The sequence below is a fragment of the Vannielia sp. ABF1_015 genome, from assembly GCF_056160745.1.
Genome location: NZ_JBSWXT010000001.1, coordinates 1,479,810 through 1,494,063 on the forward strand (window position 1 = coordinate 1,479,810; position 14,254 = coordinate 1,494,063).

Genomic DNA, 14,254 nt, shown 5'->3' on the forward strand with positions numbered 1-14,254 from the left:
CTCTATGAAACTCTACCGCTTTCTCACCGAAGACGACACATCGGCCTTTTGCCACAAAGTCACCGATGCGCTGAACAAGGGCTGGGTGCTGCATGGCGACCCGCAATACAGTTTTGACGCCTCCAACGGTGTGATGCGCTGCGGTCAGGCCGTGATCAAGGAGGTCGAGGGCACCTACACGCCGGACACCAAGCTGGGGGCGCACTGATGAGCAAAACCAACGCGGGCCGGTTCTTTGAAGACTACAGGCTGGGCGAGGTGATCCGCCATGCGGTGCCGCGCACGGTGGCCGAAGGCGAGCGGGCGCTCTACCACGCGCTCTACCCGGCCCGCCATGCCTTGCACTCCTCCGATGTGTTCGCGGCAAACTGCGGGCTGGAAGGCTCGCCGCTGGATGATCTCATCACCTTCCACGTGGTCTTTGGCAAAACCGTGCCCGATATCTCGCTGAACGCCGTGGCCAACCTCGGCTATGCTGAAGGCCGTTGGCTGAAGCCTGTCTATGCGGGGGATACACTGAGCAGCGAGTCCGAGGTGATCGGGCTCAAACAAAATTCCAACGGCAAGTCTGGCGTGGTCTACCTGCGCACCACCGGGCGCGACCAGCTTGGCGAGCCGGTGTTGGACTACGTTCGCTGGGTGATGGTGCGCAAAGGCAACCTAGATGCCCCCGCACCCGAAACCACGATCCCCGAGCTGGCACAGGTCGTAGCGCCGCAGGATCTGGTGATCCCCGAAGGGCTCACCTTTGCCGACTACGACTTCACCGCCGCCGGTGAGCCGCACCGCTGGGGCGATTATGCTGAGGGTGAGGTGATCGACCATGTTGACGGAGTCACCATCGAGGAGGCCGAGCACATGCTGGCGACGCGCCTCTGGCAGAACACCGCCAAGGTGCATTTCGATGCCACCAACCGCGAAGACGGCAAGCGGTTGATCTACGGCGGCCACGTGATTTCGCTGGCCCGCGCGCTCAGCTTCAACGGGCTGGCCAATGCGCAGATGCTGGTGGCGATCAACGGCGGCGCCCATGCCAACCCCTGCTTCGCGGGTGACACAGTGCGCGCCTGGACGGAGGTGCTCGACACTGCGGCGCTGACCGAAGACATCGGCGCGCTGCGTCTGCGGCTCGTGGCGGTCAAAGGTGCCAAAACCCGGGCCGGTGAGCTGAAGGGCGACGACGGCAAATACCTCCCCCACGTTCTGCTCGATCTCGACTACTGGGCACTGATCCCGAGGTAGAAACTTAAGCGGTGAGGGTGGTTGAGGAGCGACGGGCAAAGCCGGGCCAGAACCCCTGGATTTGTGATCACGCGCCGGAAATTCGTGATCACAAGCCGAAGAAAACTCTCTGTTAGCGCCCAAACTCCGGCCGATTTTCATCGGTTTAACCCGTGACTCCCCCGACGAAAAATGCCAATGGAAAGGCGCAGCACGCCCGCACGGCCACCCGCGCGGCACGCCACCCACTGCGCCGCGTCCGGCCACTCGCACCGCGACAGCGCCCAACAGGAGAGCGTTCATGGCAGATATGAACCGGGACCGCCCGCTTTCGCCCTTCATGATCGGCCCGTACTACCGGCCCCAGATCACCTCGATCTCCTCGATCATGGTCCGCATCACCGGCATTGCCTCCTTCGGCACCGCCTTTCTCGTGGTGTGGTGGCTTCTGGCCGCGGCCTTCTCGGAGCCTGCCTTCAACTGGATCAACTGGCTGATGACCAGCTTCATCGGCGATATCATCATGTTCCTCGCCAGCTGGGCGATCTGGTATCACATGCTCGGCCGCCTTCGGCACGTGATCTGGGATTTCGGCTACTGCCTTGAAGTCCCGATCTCCGAAAAGCTCGGCTGGGGCATGTTCATCGGCGCCACCGTTCTGGCGCTCTTCACGGCCATCGTGGTGTAAGGGAGAGAGACGATGAAATTCATCACCGACCGCAAACGCGCCACCGGCCTCGGCTCTGGCTCCGAGGGCACCGCACACCACTGGAAGATGATGGCAAGCTCGCTGAGCCTCGTCATCCTCGTGCCGCTCTTCGTTTTCATCTTCGGCGCCGGGCTGGGCCGCGGCTTTGACGAGGTGCAGAGCTATTTCGCCAACCCCTTTGTCGCCCTAGCGCTGGGCATCGGCCTCACCATGGGGCTGCTGCACATCAAGATGGAGATCGACGAGGCGGTAGAAGACTACGTGCACGGCGTCGCTGGAAAATTGCTGCTGATGGCCGTCGCCGCCGGAACCTGGGTGCTGATCGCCGCCGGTGTTCTGGCACTGATCAAGCTGGCGCTCTAAGGGGCGGCAATGTCTGAATTTACTGACTACATGCAACTGCAAACCAGCGCCGAGACTCTCTCGGCGCTAGAGGCGCAGATCGTGCTGTTAGTGGGTTCTGCAAGCCTGCCGCTCTACGAACTCTCTGGAGACGCCGGGGAAGACAGGGAGCTGGCAGAGGCTGTCTGGGCTGGGCTCGCCAAGCCGCATTGGATCATGCTCGGAACCGACGGCACGCTTGAGCAGCTTGCACAGGCCGGCCCGGCCTATCACCACCTCGTTGAAGAGGACTTCGCCACCTGGTCGGTCACAACCTATTTCGACGGCGAAATCCTGTCTCTCGCCTTCCTCGCTGATCCGGCCAGCTACCGCGAGGCAACACTGAGATACGCCGCAACGCAGGTTTACGATCCCGCGCAGCACGGCGAGGAACTGGCACGCCTGGCGCGCTACTTCGGGGTCGACAGCGCCGCGCTTCACTCCACATTCCTGCCTGACGGCGGCGAAAGCTTCAGCGCCCTCATCGGCGCGCGCTACGAACAGATGGAAGATCTCAGCTCCCCCGGCCTCGCTCCGGGGCAGGTGGAGCTGGGTGTTCTCTCATGGTTCGAATAGTAGAAACAACCTGACGCGAAAGCGCCCGAGACAACCGCAAGGACGAGACCATGGCAGCTTACGAATACGAGACGCACACCTATGACGTGGTGGTTGTGGGCGCAGGCGGCTCTGGCCTGCGGGCAACCCTCGGCATGGCCGAGCAGGGGCTGAAAACTGCCTGTGTCACCAAGGTCTTCCCGACCCGCTCGCACACCGTGGCGGCGCAGGGTGGCATTGCCGCGAGCCTCTCCAACATGGGCCCCGACCACTGGCAGTGGCACATGTATGACACCGTGAAGGGCTCCGATTGGCTGGGCGACACCGACGCGATGGAATATCTCGCCCGCGAGGCGCCCAAGGCGGTGTACGAGCTGGAGCACTACGGCGTGCCCTTCTCCCGCACCGAAGAGGGCAAGATTTACCAGCGCCCCTTCGGCGGCCACACCACCGAGTTCGGCGAAGGCCCGCCCGTGCAGCGTACCTGCGCGGCGGCCGACCGCACCGGCCACGCGATCCTGCACACGCTCTACGGCCAGAGCCTCAAGCACAACGCCGAATTCTACATCGAGTATTTCGCCATCGACCTGATCATGGGCGATGACGGTGCCTGCCAGGGCGTGGTCTGCTGGAAGCTGGATGACGGCACGATCCACGTCTTCCGCGCCAAGATGGTGGTGCTGGCGACTGGCGGCTATGGCCGCGCCTACTTCAGCGCCACCTCCGCCCACACCTGCACCGGCGACGGCGGCGGCATGGCCGCCCGCGCTGGGCTGCCGCTTCAGGATATGGAGTTCGTCCAGTTCCACCCCACCGGCATCTACGGCTCCGGCTGCCTCATCACCGAGGGCGCGCGCGGCGAGGGCGGCTACCTGACCAACTCCGAAGGCGAGCGCTTCATGGAGCGCTATGCACCGACCTACAAGGATCTCGCCTCGCGCGACGTGGTCAGCCGTTGCATGACGATGGAAATCCGCGAGGGCAGGGGCGTCGGCAAGGAGAAGGATCACATCTTCCTCCACCTCAACCACCTGCCGCCTGAAACCCTCGCCGAGCGACTGCCCGGCATCTCCGAGAGCGCCCGCATCTTTGCCGGGGTGGACCTGACGAAAGAGCCAATCCCGGTGCTGCCCACCGTGCACTACAACATGGGCGGCATCCCCACGAACTACTGGGGCGAAGTGCTGAACCCCACGGCGGATGATCCCGATGCCATCGCGCCCGGCCTCATGGCCGTGGGCGAGGCGGGCTGTGCCTCGGTGCATGGCGCCAACCGCCTCGGCTCCAACAGCCTCATCGACCTCGTGGTCTTCGGCCGCGCCGCCGCGATCCGCGCCGCAAAGGTGGTGGACCCGGCCAGCGCCAACCCCGACCTCAACACCGCCTCGGTCGACGCCGCGCTCGACCGCTTCGACAAGCTGCGCCACGCCGATGGCTCCATCTCCACCGCCGATCTGCGCGACGAGATGCAGCGCACCATGCAGGCCGATGCGGCGGTGTTCCGCACCGACAAGACGCTGGCCGAGGGCGTGGAGAAGATGAAGGCCGTGGCCGCCAAGATGGACGAAATCAAGGTGACAGACCGCTCCCTCATCTGGAACTCCGACCTGATGGAAACGCTGGAGCTGACCAACCTCATGCCCAACGCGCTCGCCACCATCGTCGGCGCTGAGGCCCGCAAGGAAAGCCGCGGGGCCCACGCCCACGAGGATTACCCCGACCGCGACGACAACGAGTGGCGCAAGCACTCCCTCGCCACCGTCGAGGGCAACGGGGTGAACCTCAGCTACCGCCCCGTGCACCTCGACCCGCTCTCCAAGCACGAAGACGGCGGCATCGATCTCAAGAAGATCGCCCCCAAGGCGCGGGTCTATTGAGGCATTCGTGATGAGGCAGGGCACCATATCCCGGTGGGCGGCATGATCGTCGCCAACCTCGCCACCTATCCGCCGCGCGAGAGCAACCTCGCTGATGTGGTCGCGGCCATCCTGCCGCAGGTCAACCGGTTGAACATTGTGCTCAACCAGTATGACGCCCCGCTGGAGGCCTTCGCGGGCGAGGAAAAGATCGCCCAGATCATCCCCGATGAAGACCAGAAGGACGTGGGCAAGTTCTACCCCGATGTGAGCGGGGCCGATTGGGTGTTCATGATCGACGACGACATGATCTACCCGCCCGATTTCGTGGCCAACTCCATCGCCGCGATGGAGGCGCTGGGGCCGGGCAAGTTTCTCGGCGGCTACCACGGCTCGCTCTACTACGAGCCGCAGTTCAGCCTCGCGCCCAGCAAGCTGCTGAAATACCTGCGCTACAAGCCGGTCAACATCGCCGATTACCGCAAGCCCTTCCGCTTCTACGAGGCGCTGGAAAAGCCCTCCGTGGTTGACCAGATCGCCACCAATGCGGCGGTGATGCGCGGTGAGGATTTTCCGCTGCACAGCTACATGGCCGGCAGCCAGAAGTTCGTCGACGTGCGCCTGGCCCGCTGGTGCTTCGAGCGGGGCATCACCCCCGTCTGCCTGCCCCGCGCGGCGGGCTGGCTGGGCGAGGTGCGCTTCGAGGAAACCATCTTCCGTGGCTTCACCCGCCAGAACCCGCCCCACGTGGCCGAGGAAATCTGGACCTATGCGCTCAAAGTGCAGGGCCGGGGCCAACCCGTGGGGGCCACCCGCTGATGGCTCGCCTGATGTGCTTTGCCACCCACCACAAGTCCGGCACCGTCTGGATGCGTCGCACGATTCAGGCCATGGGTTGGGCGTTCGATCTCGATTGGCACGGCATCTGGCGCGACGAGGCAATGTGGAAGGTGCCCGCCGAGGGCCGCGCCTTCCTCGTCAACTGGGCGGGCTACTTCCCGCCTGACCTCTGGGCGCGAGACGACGTTGCCTTTGTCCATGTCATCCGCGACCCGCGAGACATCATGCTTTCGGGCTGCGTCTATCACCACTTTGCCGCCAAGCAGGGCGAGAAATGGCTGCATGAGCCGCGCGAGGATCTCGGCGGCAAGACCTACCAGCAGCACCTGAACGCGCTGCAAGACGACGAGGCCAAGCTGCTCTTCGAGATGGACGGCAAGCACCGCGAAACCGTGGAAGAAATGCGCGCCTGGCCCTGGGGCGATCCGCGCATCTTTGAATTGAAATACGAAGACCTCATCGAAGATACCGATTGCGCCCTCTTCGGCGCTGCGATGGCCCACCTCGGGCTTGAGGGCGAAGAGCTCGAAACCGCCAAAAAGGCCTTCTGGGAGCAGTCTCTCTTCGGTGGCATGGCCAAGATGGATGATCGCCCCCGCCACCTCATGGGCCATGTTGCAAGCGAAGGTGCGCTCAAGCGCTGGCAAACCGAGTTGCCGCCCGCCGTGGCGGAGGTTTACGCTGAACGCTACGGGGCCGACCTTGCGGCGCTGGGCTATGAACAAGACAACAGCTGGCTGTCGCAGGTTGACGGCGCTGCCGAACCCGCCGCGCAAGCCGCCGCCGGAAAGGGCTGAACCATGAGCCGAACCTCCAAGATCGCAATCGCGCTGGCCGCCCTTTCGTTGGCGGCCTGTGATGTGAACCCCGCCGATCTGGTCGCCCGTCAGGCGGCCAAAAGCGTGGTGCGCCCCATCGTTGTTGAAAAGCTGCCCGGCGTGCCGCCCGATCTGGTGACCGAATGCCTGATCGACAATATGACCGCCGGCGAAATCTCGACCATCGCGCAGGAGGCCGCCACCGGCATCTCCCCGCGCTCGACCGAAATCGTCGTGGCCGTGGCGCAACGCCCGGACGCCATCGAATGCATCACGCGGGAAGGCCTCCCGCTGATATTGAACGGATAGGAGCCTGATCCATGGTCCAACTCACCCTTCCCAAAAACTCCCGCATCACCACCGGCAAAACCTGGCCCAAGCCGGAAGGGGCGACGAACGTTCGCAAGTTCCAGATCTACCGCTACGATCCGGATTCGGGCAAAAACCCGGCGGTCGATACCTATTTTATCGACATGGACCAATGCGGCCCGATGGTTCTGGACGCGCTGATCAAGATCAAGAACGAGATCGACCCCACGCTCACCTTCCGCCGCTCCTGCCGCGAGGGCATCTGCGGGTCGTGTGCGATGAATATCGACGGCATCAACACGCTGGCCTGCATCTACGGCATGGACGAGATCAAGGGCGACGTGAAGATCTACCCGCTGCCCCACATGCCCGTGGTCAAGGATCTCATCCCTGATCTCACCCTGTTCTACGCCCAGCACGCCAGCATCATGCCTTGGCTGGAGACGAAGACGCAGCGCCCCGAGAAAGAGTGGAAGCAAAGCATCGAAGACCGTAAAAAGCTCGATGGCCTCTATGAATGCGTGATGTGCGCCTCCTGCTCCACAGCCTGCCCGAGCTACTGGTGGAACTCCGATCGCTACCTCGGCCCCGCCGCCCTGCTCCACGCCTACCGCTGGATCATCGACAGCCGTGACGAGGCCACCGGCGAGCGGCTCGACGACCTTGAGGATCCCTTCAAGCTCTACCGCTGCCACACCATCATGAACTGCGCCAAGACCTGCCCCAAGGGCCTGAACCCGGCCAAGGCCATCGCGCATATCAAGGGCATGATGGTCGAGCGGGTGGTGTGATGCGACTTGCCGTCAGCGCCGTGGGGCGTGGTCAGGGCACGGCCCGCACCACTCCCGTGACGCCGACGGTTGCGCCTTTCGTCTAACGCGCCGTGATCCTCTGGCTCCTTGCCTGCGCCGTCGTGGCATGGCTCGCCGGAGCAGCCGGTTGGCTCTGGCTCTGTGCCGGACTGCGCCATCAAGGCGCGCGGGGCAGGGCAGGGCGCATCGCTGTTCAACTCTCAGGCTTTGCCCTGCTGGCAGGCACATTAGCCGGAAGCCCCCTGATCGCGCTTGCCGGGGCCGCCTTCCCGCCCTCCGCGCTCTTTCTGATGGGCCGCATCCTGCGTGCTCCTGCGCTCGCCGCCGAGCTGATGCCTTGGGCACTCGGTGGCTTTCTCCTCGCTGGCGTGGGCGGATCGCTTTTTCTCAAATGGCGCGGTGCCCGCCCCGTTTGGGCATTAGGTGTTGCGCTGCTTGCGGGCACTTTGGCGATGGTCGTTGCAGGAGAGCTCACAAGCCGCCGGGCGATGTGTGCCGAAGCGGCCAAGCATGGGGCCACTGCCTTCATGCGCAACAGCTTTTCGTGGAGCCTGCGCCACCCGAGGCGCGAGTATAACTTCGAGGTCCACGCGCTGTCTCAGCAAGATGATGTTACCCGGGTCTGGAGCTACCAGCACATGCGTTGGGACGAGATCCCGCCGACAGTCTCGCAAAACACAGACGCGCCGCCGCACCGCATGGTCTGCCCGCGCCAGCCCTGAGCGCGCAAGTCAGTGCCGCATTGCCTCTTCGCGTGAAAATGGCTGACGGCCCCGAAACTCGGCAGGCACCAGCGCGTCCACCGCATCGCCTTCCGCCTGCCAGCGCCAGCCGCGCCAGTCGTGGGTAAAGATCAGGTCTTCCCGTTCAATCTCGGTGGTGGTCTTTTTCAGCTTGCCCAACACGCCCGGATGGGTGGGGGAGGCAACGCCAATGGTAAAGGCCATATGGCAATTGAAGGCATCTTCCCGCAGCCGTTTGCAGGCCCCGCGAAAGTCGCTGTAGGTCACACAAATCTCCACCTCGGGAAATTTGCGCAGGTTGGAGCGAAAGCCAGAAGGGCAGTTGTTCGTCGGATACTGCTTGTTCAGGGCGTTGAGAAAACCGCGTTTCAAGTCGCCCGAATGTGGCTCGGGGCTGATGAGCTTGGCCGTTGCGTAGGCCGGGATCACCTCGGCGGGCACCTCCGGCGGGGCATCGACAGGCCCGGACAAAAAAATTGCGGAGAGGACGGAACCAAGTGCGGGCAGAAGCATTATACCTCCGTTGACTGCCATTCGGGTGTTGGGTCGTACGTGCTCAACCCCACCCTAGACCGCTGTCTTCCGCCCTGTCATCCCCCTGTTACCTTGAAATCCAGTTAATGCCCGCCGATTGCGCAGCCTGCTGCGCCCGTGCCCTTTCGCTGGGCGCAACTGTCTGCTTACAGTCACGCCGAGCAGTCACAATCCCCTGAGCCCCATCATGAGCACACAAGAGCCCGACTATGCCGAGGCCGCCCGCGCGGTGCCGCCGGTCATTTGCTATTCGCCGAACAGCCTGCCGCAGCCGGACCTTGGGCTATACAGCCGTGCCCGCGCGCAGGCCCGCAAAACCGGCGAAGAGCTTGTGCCGCCCCGCGAGGCGCGCTGCATTCCGGTGCGGGCCGGGCAGTTCCTGCGCATTTCCTGCCCGGAGGGCGGGCAGGTGGGCGATTTGAATCTGTGGAACCTCGCCAATCTTTCCGAGCGCTTCTACTCGGGCAAAACCCGGGCACTTCATGGCACGCATATCACCACGGGCGATCGCATGTGGGCATCCTTCCCCACGCTTCGCCCCATGGCCACCCTCACCGCCGACAGCCTCGCTTGGTATGGGGCAGATGAATTCGGTGGCCGGGTGCATGATGTCATCGGCACCCGCTGCGACCCCTACACCAACACCCTGCTGACGGGGGGGCTTTACCACCACTGCTGCCACTCCAACCTCACCCGCGCTCTCGCCGCATGGACGGGGGAGGGCATCCAAGGTGCCGAGCCTCTGGTGCACGATGTCCTGAACGTCTTCATGTGCACCGGCTTCACTGCCGACACCGGCCAGTATTTCATGAAGGCCACGCCCGCGCGGCAAGGCGATTACATCGAACTCTTCGCCGAGATCGACCTGCTCGCCGGCCTGTCCGCCTGCCCGGGCGGCGACTGCGGCGCAGAGCATAGCTCTGATACCGCCCAGTGCTACCCGCTGCTTTGCGAGGTCTTTGCGCCGCCCCCCGCTGCGCTGGAAGGCTGGGAGAGCCCGTCGGTCAACGGCTATGACGGCAGCCATGGAGCGTGACCGTCGATTGGTGGGTTGGCACCCACCCTACAACCTGCGGAAACGTGGCGGTTGGCTGTAGGGTGGGTGAAACCCACCGCTAACAATAGCGCTCAACTCCAATAGTCTGCGTGTCCGAATAGCGGTCGCCATGGGCAAACCCTACCGGCAGGATCGCTTCGATCTCGGCATAATCCTCCGCCGTCAGCTCCATCTCGGCGGCGTCCACCCATTCCTGCAAATGCGCGCCCGTGCGCGTGCCGGGGATCGGGATAAGATGATCGCCGCGGCCCAGCACCCAAGCCATCGCGAGCTTCGAGGTTGGCACGCCCCGCCCAGCGGCATAGGTGCGGAAACCGTCTAGCGCTTTCTGGTTATAGCTGCGGTTGGGCTCCTGCCAGCGCGGGTTGTTCTTGCGGAAGTCGGTTTCGGCCATAGTCTCGGGGTTAGGCACCGTGTCGCTCAACTCGCCGCGCGCCAGCGGGCTGAACGGCACAAAAGCCACGCCCAGCTCTTTGCAGGCCTGTATCACCCCCATCTCGGGCTGGCGCGACCAGAGCGAATATTCGTTCTGCACCGCCATCACCGGCTTCACCGCATGAGCGCGGCGAATGGTGGAGGGTGCCACTTCGCTCAGCCCGTAGCCCCCAATCAGCCCTTCTTCCATAAACTTGGCCATGGTTTCAGCCAGCTCCTCCACCGGCCGCTCCTGCTCTCGCCGATGGGCGTAGAACAGGCCAACGCTGCTCACGCCCAGCCGCTCAAGGCTCTTTTCCAACTCGCTGCGCAGGTGGTCTTCGTCATTGCGATAGTGCCGCGTCGGCTTGGGCACGATAGAGGCTTTGGTGGCAATCACCGGCTTCGCATCGGTGCCCTTCAGCCATTCGCCAATCGCGCTCTCCGAACGGCCCATGCCATAAATGTTCGCCGTATCCAAAAAGTCGATCCCGGCAGCCCATGCGGTATCAAGGCAGGCGACAGAGGTTTCCAGATCGGTTTCGCCAAAAAAACCAGCAAATGACATACAGCCCAAGCCGATTGCCGAAACCTCTGGCCCGTTCGCACCAAGTTTGCGTTTCTTCATTTCTTGAGTCCTTTATTCAGGAAAGGCTGCTTCCAACGCGATTTCGACCATATCGCCGAAAGTCTTTTCGCGCGCATCACTCGGAAGCGCTTCATGGGTTTTCAGATGGTCAGAAACGGTAAGCACGGCAAGCGCCCTGCAACCGTAGCGGGCGGCAAGAGTGTAAAGTTCGGCCGCCTCCATTTCGACGGCCAAAATTCCGTGCCGCTCCATTTGCTCGTTCAGATCGGGGCGCTCGTCATAAAACACATCCGACGAATAGATGCCGCCAACATGGGTCGTGATAGATTTCGCCTCAGCTGCCTTGGCCGCTGCGCGCAGCAGGGACCAGTCGGCACAGGGCGCGAAGCTCAATTCCCGAAATATCCCGCGCGACGGGGTCGAAAGCGTGCTCGCCGTCATGGCCAGCACCACATCCCGCACCGCAACGGCCTCCTGCATCGCTCCGCAGGAGCCGATGCGGATGAGCGTTTTCGCTCCATAATCGCGGATCAACTCATTTGCGTAGATCGACAGCGAAGGCATCCCCATGCCGCTGCCCTGGATCGTCACCGCATGGCCGCGCCACGTGCCGGTGAAGCCCAGCATGCCGCGCAACTCGTTGATGCACTTGGGTTTTTCAAGAAAGGTCTCTGCCGCCCAGCGGGCACGATACGGATCTCCCGGAAGCAAGACCACCTCGGCGATCTCGCCCGGCTTTGCGCCGATATGCAATGTCATGCGCTGTCCCTCTGTCTGTCAGAGGGCGGCTCTTCTGTCCGCCCCGCACAGAAGTTGGCTCAGATAGCGAAATCCTCAAGCGACTTTCCCGCCTCAAGGCCCGACTTGATCCAGGCGGGCTGACGGCCGCGCCCAGTCCACGTCTGGCTCTTGTCGTCAGGATTGGCGTATTTCGGCGCGCCTTTCGGGCCCGATGCCTTGGCGCCCTTACGGCCGCGTTTCGCCGCACCGCCGGTCAATTCATCAAGGCTGAACCCATGGGCCAACGCGGCCTTTTCCGCAGCAGCTTTCGCAGCTTTGCGATCTTCTTCGGCAGCCTTTTCCAGTGCCTTTTCCACATCCGCTTTCAGCTTTTCCAGCTCTTTGCGGTTCATCCCCTTGAGGCTTACGGCCATTATGAAACCCTTCCTAGTTGTTCCGGTTATCGTGTGAGTGGTTGCGCGGGAACGTTAAATGGCGCCCAAAAATACAGGCAGCCCGCAAGAACCCACCATAATCGGATTAAAAATGAAATGAAAGTGTCAGAGGTCCAAGAGCCATTTCGCCCGGGAATTCCGGCCAATCGCCCTCGCGCACCAATCTCAGGCAGCCGCTTCCTGCGGCTCGGCCAGTGCGACGATATCCATCATGATCCGGTTCAGCTCAAAATCCTTTGGCGTATACACTTGGGAAACGCCCATGTCTTTCAAAGCCTTGGCATCCTCATCCGGAATGATCCCGCCCACAATCAGCGGAATATGCGAAAGTCCGGCCTCCCGCATTCTTTCCAGCGTTTCGGTAATGAGCGGTAAATGGCTACCCGAAAGGATCGACAGGCCCACAACATGCGCCTCTTGTTCCTGCGCGGCGGCCACAATCTCTTCGGGCGTCAGGCGAATGCCCTCATAGGCAATATCCATCCCGCAATCACGCGCGCGGCAGGCAATCTGCTCGGCCCCATTGGAGTGGCCATCCAGCCCCGGCTTGCCAACGAGAAAATTCAGCCGCCGCCCAAGCCGGTCTGATACCAAGTCGACAGCTTCGCGGATCTCGTCCAACCCCTCGGTGCGGTTGGAGGGCGCCCGCGCCACGCCGGTCGGCCCACGATATTCGCCAAACACGGCCCGCATCGCACCGGCCCATTCGCCCGTGGTCGCCCCCGCCTTCGCCGCGGCAATCGAGGGCTCCATCACGTTGTCGCCCGCCCGCGCCGCCGCGCGCAGCGCCTCCAACGCCTTGGCCACCGCGTCACTGTCGCGCCCCGCCCGCCACGCCTGAAGCCGCGCAATCTGGTCGGCCTCAACCGCCGGGTCCACCGTCATGATGCCGCCATCCTCGCCCATCAGCGGCGAGGGTTCGCCCTCGGCCCAGCGGTTGACGCCCACCACCACGGTTTCGCCGGTTTCCACCCGGCCAAGCCGCTCGGCATTGCTCTCTACCAGCCGCGCCTTCATGTAATCGATCGCGGCAATGGCGCCGCCCATCCCATCGAGTTGCGCCAGCTCCGCGCGGGCACCTTCCTTCAGCGCCTCCACCTTGGCATCGACCGCCGGGTTGCCATCAAACAGGTCGCCATATTCCAGCAGGTCGGTCTCAAAAGCCATGATCTGCTGCATCCGGAGCGACCATTGCTGATCCCACGGGCGCGGCAGGCCAAGCGCCTCGTTCCACGCCGGAAGCTGCACCGCCCGCGCCCGCGCCTTCTTGCTCAGCGTCACAGCCAGCATCTCGATGAGAATACGATAAACGTTATTCTCCGGCTGCTGCTCGGTCAGCCCAAGGCTGTTTACCTGCACACCATAGCGGAAGCGCCGCATCTTCGGGTCTTCCACCCCGTAACGCTCCCGGCAAATCTCATCCCAGAGGTCCACGAAGGCGCGCATCTTGCACATCTCGGTCACAAACCGGATGCCCGCGTTCACGAAAAACGAGATCCGCCCCACCAGCACCGGAAAGTCCTCCTCCGGCACCTGCCCCTTCAGCGCATCCAGCACCGCAATCGCCGTGGCCAACGCAAAGGCCAGCTCCTGCTCCGGCGTCGCCCCTGCCTCTTGCAGGTGGTAGGAACACACGTTCATCGGGTTCCACTTCGGCACGTTGGTGTAGCAGTAGGCCGCCACGTCGGTGATGAGCTTAAGCGAGGGCTTGGGCGGGCACACATAAGTGCCACGGCTCAGGTACTCCTTGATGATGTCGTTCTGCACCGTCCCTTGCAGCTTCGACACATCCGCTCCCTGCTCCTCGGCCACCGCGATATAGAGCGCCAGCAGCCACGGCGCGGTGGCGTTGATCGTCATCGAGGTGTTCATCTGCTCCAGCGGAATATCGGCAAACAGCGCCCGCATGTCGCCCAGGTGCGCCACCGGCACCCCCACCTTGCCCACTTCCCCCTTGGCGCGCGGATCGTCACTGTCGTAGCCCGTCTGCGTCGGCAGGTCGAAGGCCACCGAAAGGCCGGTCTGCCCCTTGGCGAGGTTGGCGCGGTATAGCGCGTTGGAGGCGCTGGCGGTGGAGTGCCCGGCATAGGTCCGGAACAGCCATGGGCGGTCTTTTTGCTGCGGTTGCGACATGATGGGCCTCCGATGAATCGGTTGAGCAAGAATATTCCGTTCGGCGTGTTTCTGACGAAAGAATATACCATTGTCAATTCGCTGCAACGCGGCGAGGGCAGGGATGCT

The 14,254-nt window shown here is 63.2% G+C and carries 17 protein-coding genes; 12 read left to right on the forward strand and 5 right to left on the reverse strand.

Features of this window, described 5'->3' with window-relative positions:
- The first annotated feature begins 4 nt into the window (after positions 1 to 4).
- The 11 genes from ACXAG6_RS07385 to ACXAG6_RS07435 all read left to right on the forward strand — a co-directional run bounded on the left by ACXAG6_RS07385 (position 5) and on the right by ACXAG6_RS07435 (position 8,223).
- Positions 5 to 208: a DUF1737 domain-containing protein gene (locus ACXAG6_RS07385; protein WP_475336575.1), complete on the forward strand. Its 204-nt coding sequence runs from the start codon at positions 5 to 7 to the stop codon at positions 206 to 208.
- Positions 208 to 1,242: a MaoC family dehydratase gene (locus tag ACXAG6_RS07390; protein ID WP_475336577.1), complete on the forward strand. Its 1,035-nt coding sequence runs from the start codon at positions 208 to 210 to the stop codon at positions 1,240 to 1,242. The genes ACXAG6_RS07385 and ACXAG6_RS07390 overlap by 1 nt, the downstream gene beginning before the upstream one ends.
- A gap of 280 nt (positions 1,243 to 1,522) precedes the next feature.
- A complete protein-coding gene (gene sdhC, locus ACXAG6_RS07395; protein ID WP_140013294.1) occupies positions 1,523 to 1,909 on the forward strand; it encodes a succinate dehydrogenase, cytochrome b556 subunit in 387 nt (128 codons plus the stop codon).
- Positions 1,910 to 1,921: 12 nt separating this feature from the next.
- Positions 1,922 to 2,293 (forward strand): succinate dehydrogenase, hydrophobic membrane anchor protein, encoded by a 372-nt coding sequence (gene sdhD / locus ACXAG6_RS07400; RefSeq protein ID WP_140013295.1) that lies wholly within the window; start codon positions 1,922 to 1,924, stop codon positions 2,291 to 2,293.
- Positions 2,294 to 2,302: 9 nt separating this feature from the next.
- Complete coding sequence (locus ACXAG6_RS07405; protein WP_475336579.1) at positions 2,303 to 2,887, forward strand: hypothetical protein; 585 nt, start codon at positions 2,303 to 2,305, stop codon at positions 2,885 to 2,887.
- Positions 2,888 to 2,937: 50 nt separating this feature from the next.
- A complete protein-coding gene (sdhA, locus tag ACXAG6_RS07410) occupies positions 2,938 to 4,743 on the forward strand; it encodes a succinate dehydrogenase flavoprotein subunit (RefSeq protein WP_475336581.1) in 1,806 nt (601 codons plus the stop codon).
- A gap of 42 nt (positions 4,744 to 4,785) precedes the next feature.
- On the forward strand, positions 4,786 to 5,541 hold the full coding sequence (locus ACXAG6_RS07415) for a hypothetical protein (RefSeq protein ID WP_475336584.1): 756 nt from the start codon (positions 4,786 to 4,788) through the stop codon (positions 5,539 to 5,541).
- Positions 5,541 to 6,359, forward strand: a complete 819-nt coding sequence (locus tag ACXAG6_RS07420) for a sulfotransferase domain-containing protein (protein WP_475336586.1) — start codon at positions 5,541 to 5,543, stop codon at positions 6,357 to 6,359. The genes ACXAG6_RS07415 and ACXAG6_RS07420 overlap by 1 nt, the downstream gene beginning before the upstream one ends.
- Before the next feature lie 3 nt (positions 6,360 to 6,362).
- Entirely contained in the window at positions 6,363 to 6,689 is a 327-nt protein-coding gene (locus ACXAG6_RS07425) for a succinate dehydrogenase (RefSeq protein ID WP_475336587.1), read from the forward strand.
- Between the two features lie 11 nt (positions 6,690 to 6,700).
- Positions 6,701 to 7,480: a succinate dehydrogenase iron-sulfur subunit gene (locus tag ACXAG6_RS07430; RefSeq protein ID WP_475336590.1), complete on the forward strand. Its 780-nt coding sequence runs from the start codon at positions 6,701 to 6,703 to the stop codon at positions 7,478 to 7,480.
- A gap of 92 nt (positions 7,481 to 7,572) precedes the next feature.
- Entirely contained in the window at positions 7,573 to 8,223 is a 651-nt protein-coding gene (locus ACXAG6_RS07435; RefSeq protein ID WP_475336592.1) for a hypothetical protein, read from the forward strand.
- 9 nt (positions 8,224 to 8,232) lie between these two features.
- Here ACXAG6_RS07435 and ACXAG6_RS07440 read toward each other — a convergent pair whose 3' ends face one another.
- The gene (locus ACXAG6_RS07440) at positions 8,233 to 8,757 is read right to left on the reverse strand and encodes a hypothetical protein (RefSeq protein WP_475336595.1); all 525 of its coding nucleotides are present in this window, start codon (positions 8,755 to 8,757) and stop codon (positions 8,233 to 8,235) included.
- Positions 8,758 to 8,965: 208 nt separating this feature from the next.
- On the opposite strand from ACXAG6_RS07440, the gene ACXAG6_RS07445 reads away from it, so the two are divergent.
- Positions 8,966 to 9,814, forward strand: a complete 849-nt coding sequence (locus tag ACXAG6_RS07445) for an urea carboxylase-associated family protein (RefSeq protein WP_475336597.1) — start codon at positions 8,966 to 8,968, stop codon at positions 9,812 to 9,814.
- Positions 9,815 to 9,893: 79 nt separating this feature from the next.
- Here the strand turns inward: ACXAG6_RS07445 and ACXAG6_RS07450 are convergent, their stop codons facing one another.
- The 4 genes from ACXAG6_RS07450 to ACXAG6_RS07465 all read right to left on the reverse strand — a co-directional run bounded on the left by ACXAG6_RS07450 (position 9,894) and on the right by ACXAG6_RS07465 (position 14,146).
- Complete coding sequence (locus ACXAG6_RS07450) at positions 9,894 to 10,877, reverse strand: aldo/keto reductase (protein WP_475336600.1); 984 nt, start codon at positions 10,875 to 10,877, stop codon at positions 9,894 to 9,896.
- A gap of 12 nt (positions 10,878 to 10,889) precedes the next feature.
- Positions 10,890 to 11,597 (reverse strand): purine-nucleoside phosphorylase, encoded by a 708-nt coding sequence (gene deoD, locus ACXAG6_RS07455; protein ID WP_475336602.1) that lies wholly within the window; start codon positions 11,595 to 11,597, stop codon positions 10,890 to 10,892.
- 59 nt (positions 11,598 to 11,656) lie between these two features.
- Complete coding sequence (locus ACXAG6_RS07460) at positions 11,657 to 11,971, reverse strand: H-NS histone family protein (protein WP_475336605.1); 315 nt, start codon at positions 11,969 to 11,971, stop codon at positions 11,657 to 11,659.
- Positions 11,972 to 12,178: 207 nt separating this feature from the next.
- The gene (locus tag ACXAG6_RS07465) at positions 12,179 to 14,146 is read right to left on the reverse strand and encodes a protein meaA (RefSeq protein WP_475336607.1); all 1,968 of its coding nucleotides are present in this window, start codon (positions 14,144 to 14,146) and stop codon (positions 12,179 to 12,181) included.
- Positions 14,147 to 14,254 lie beyond the last annotated feature (108 nt).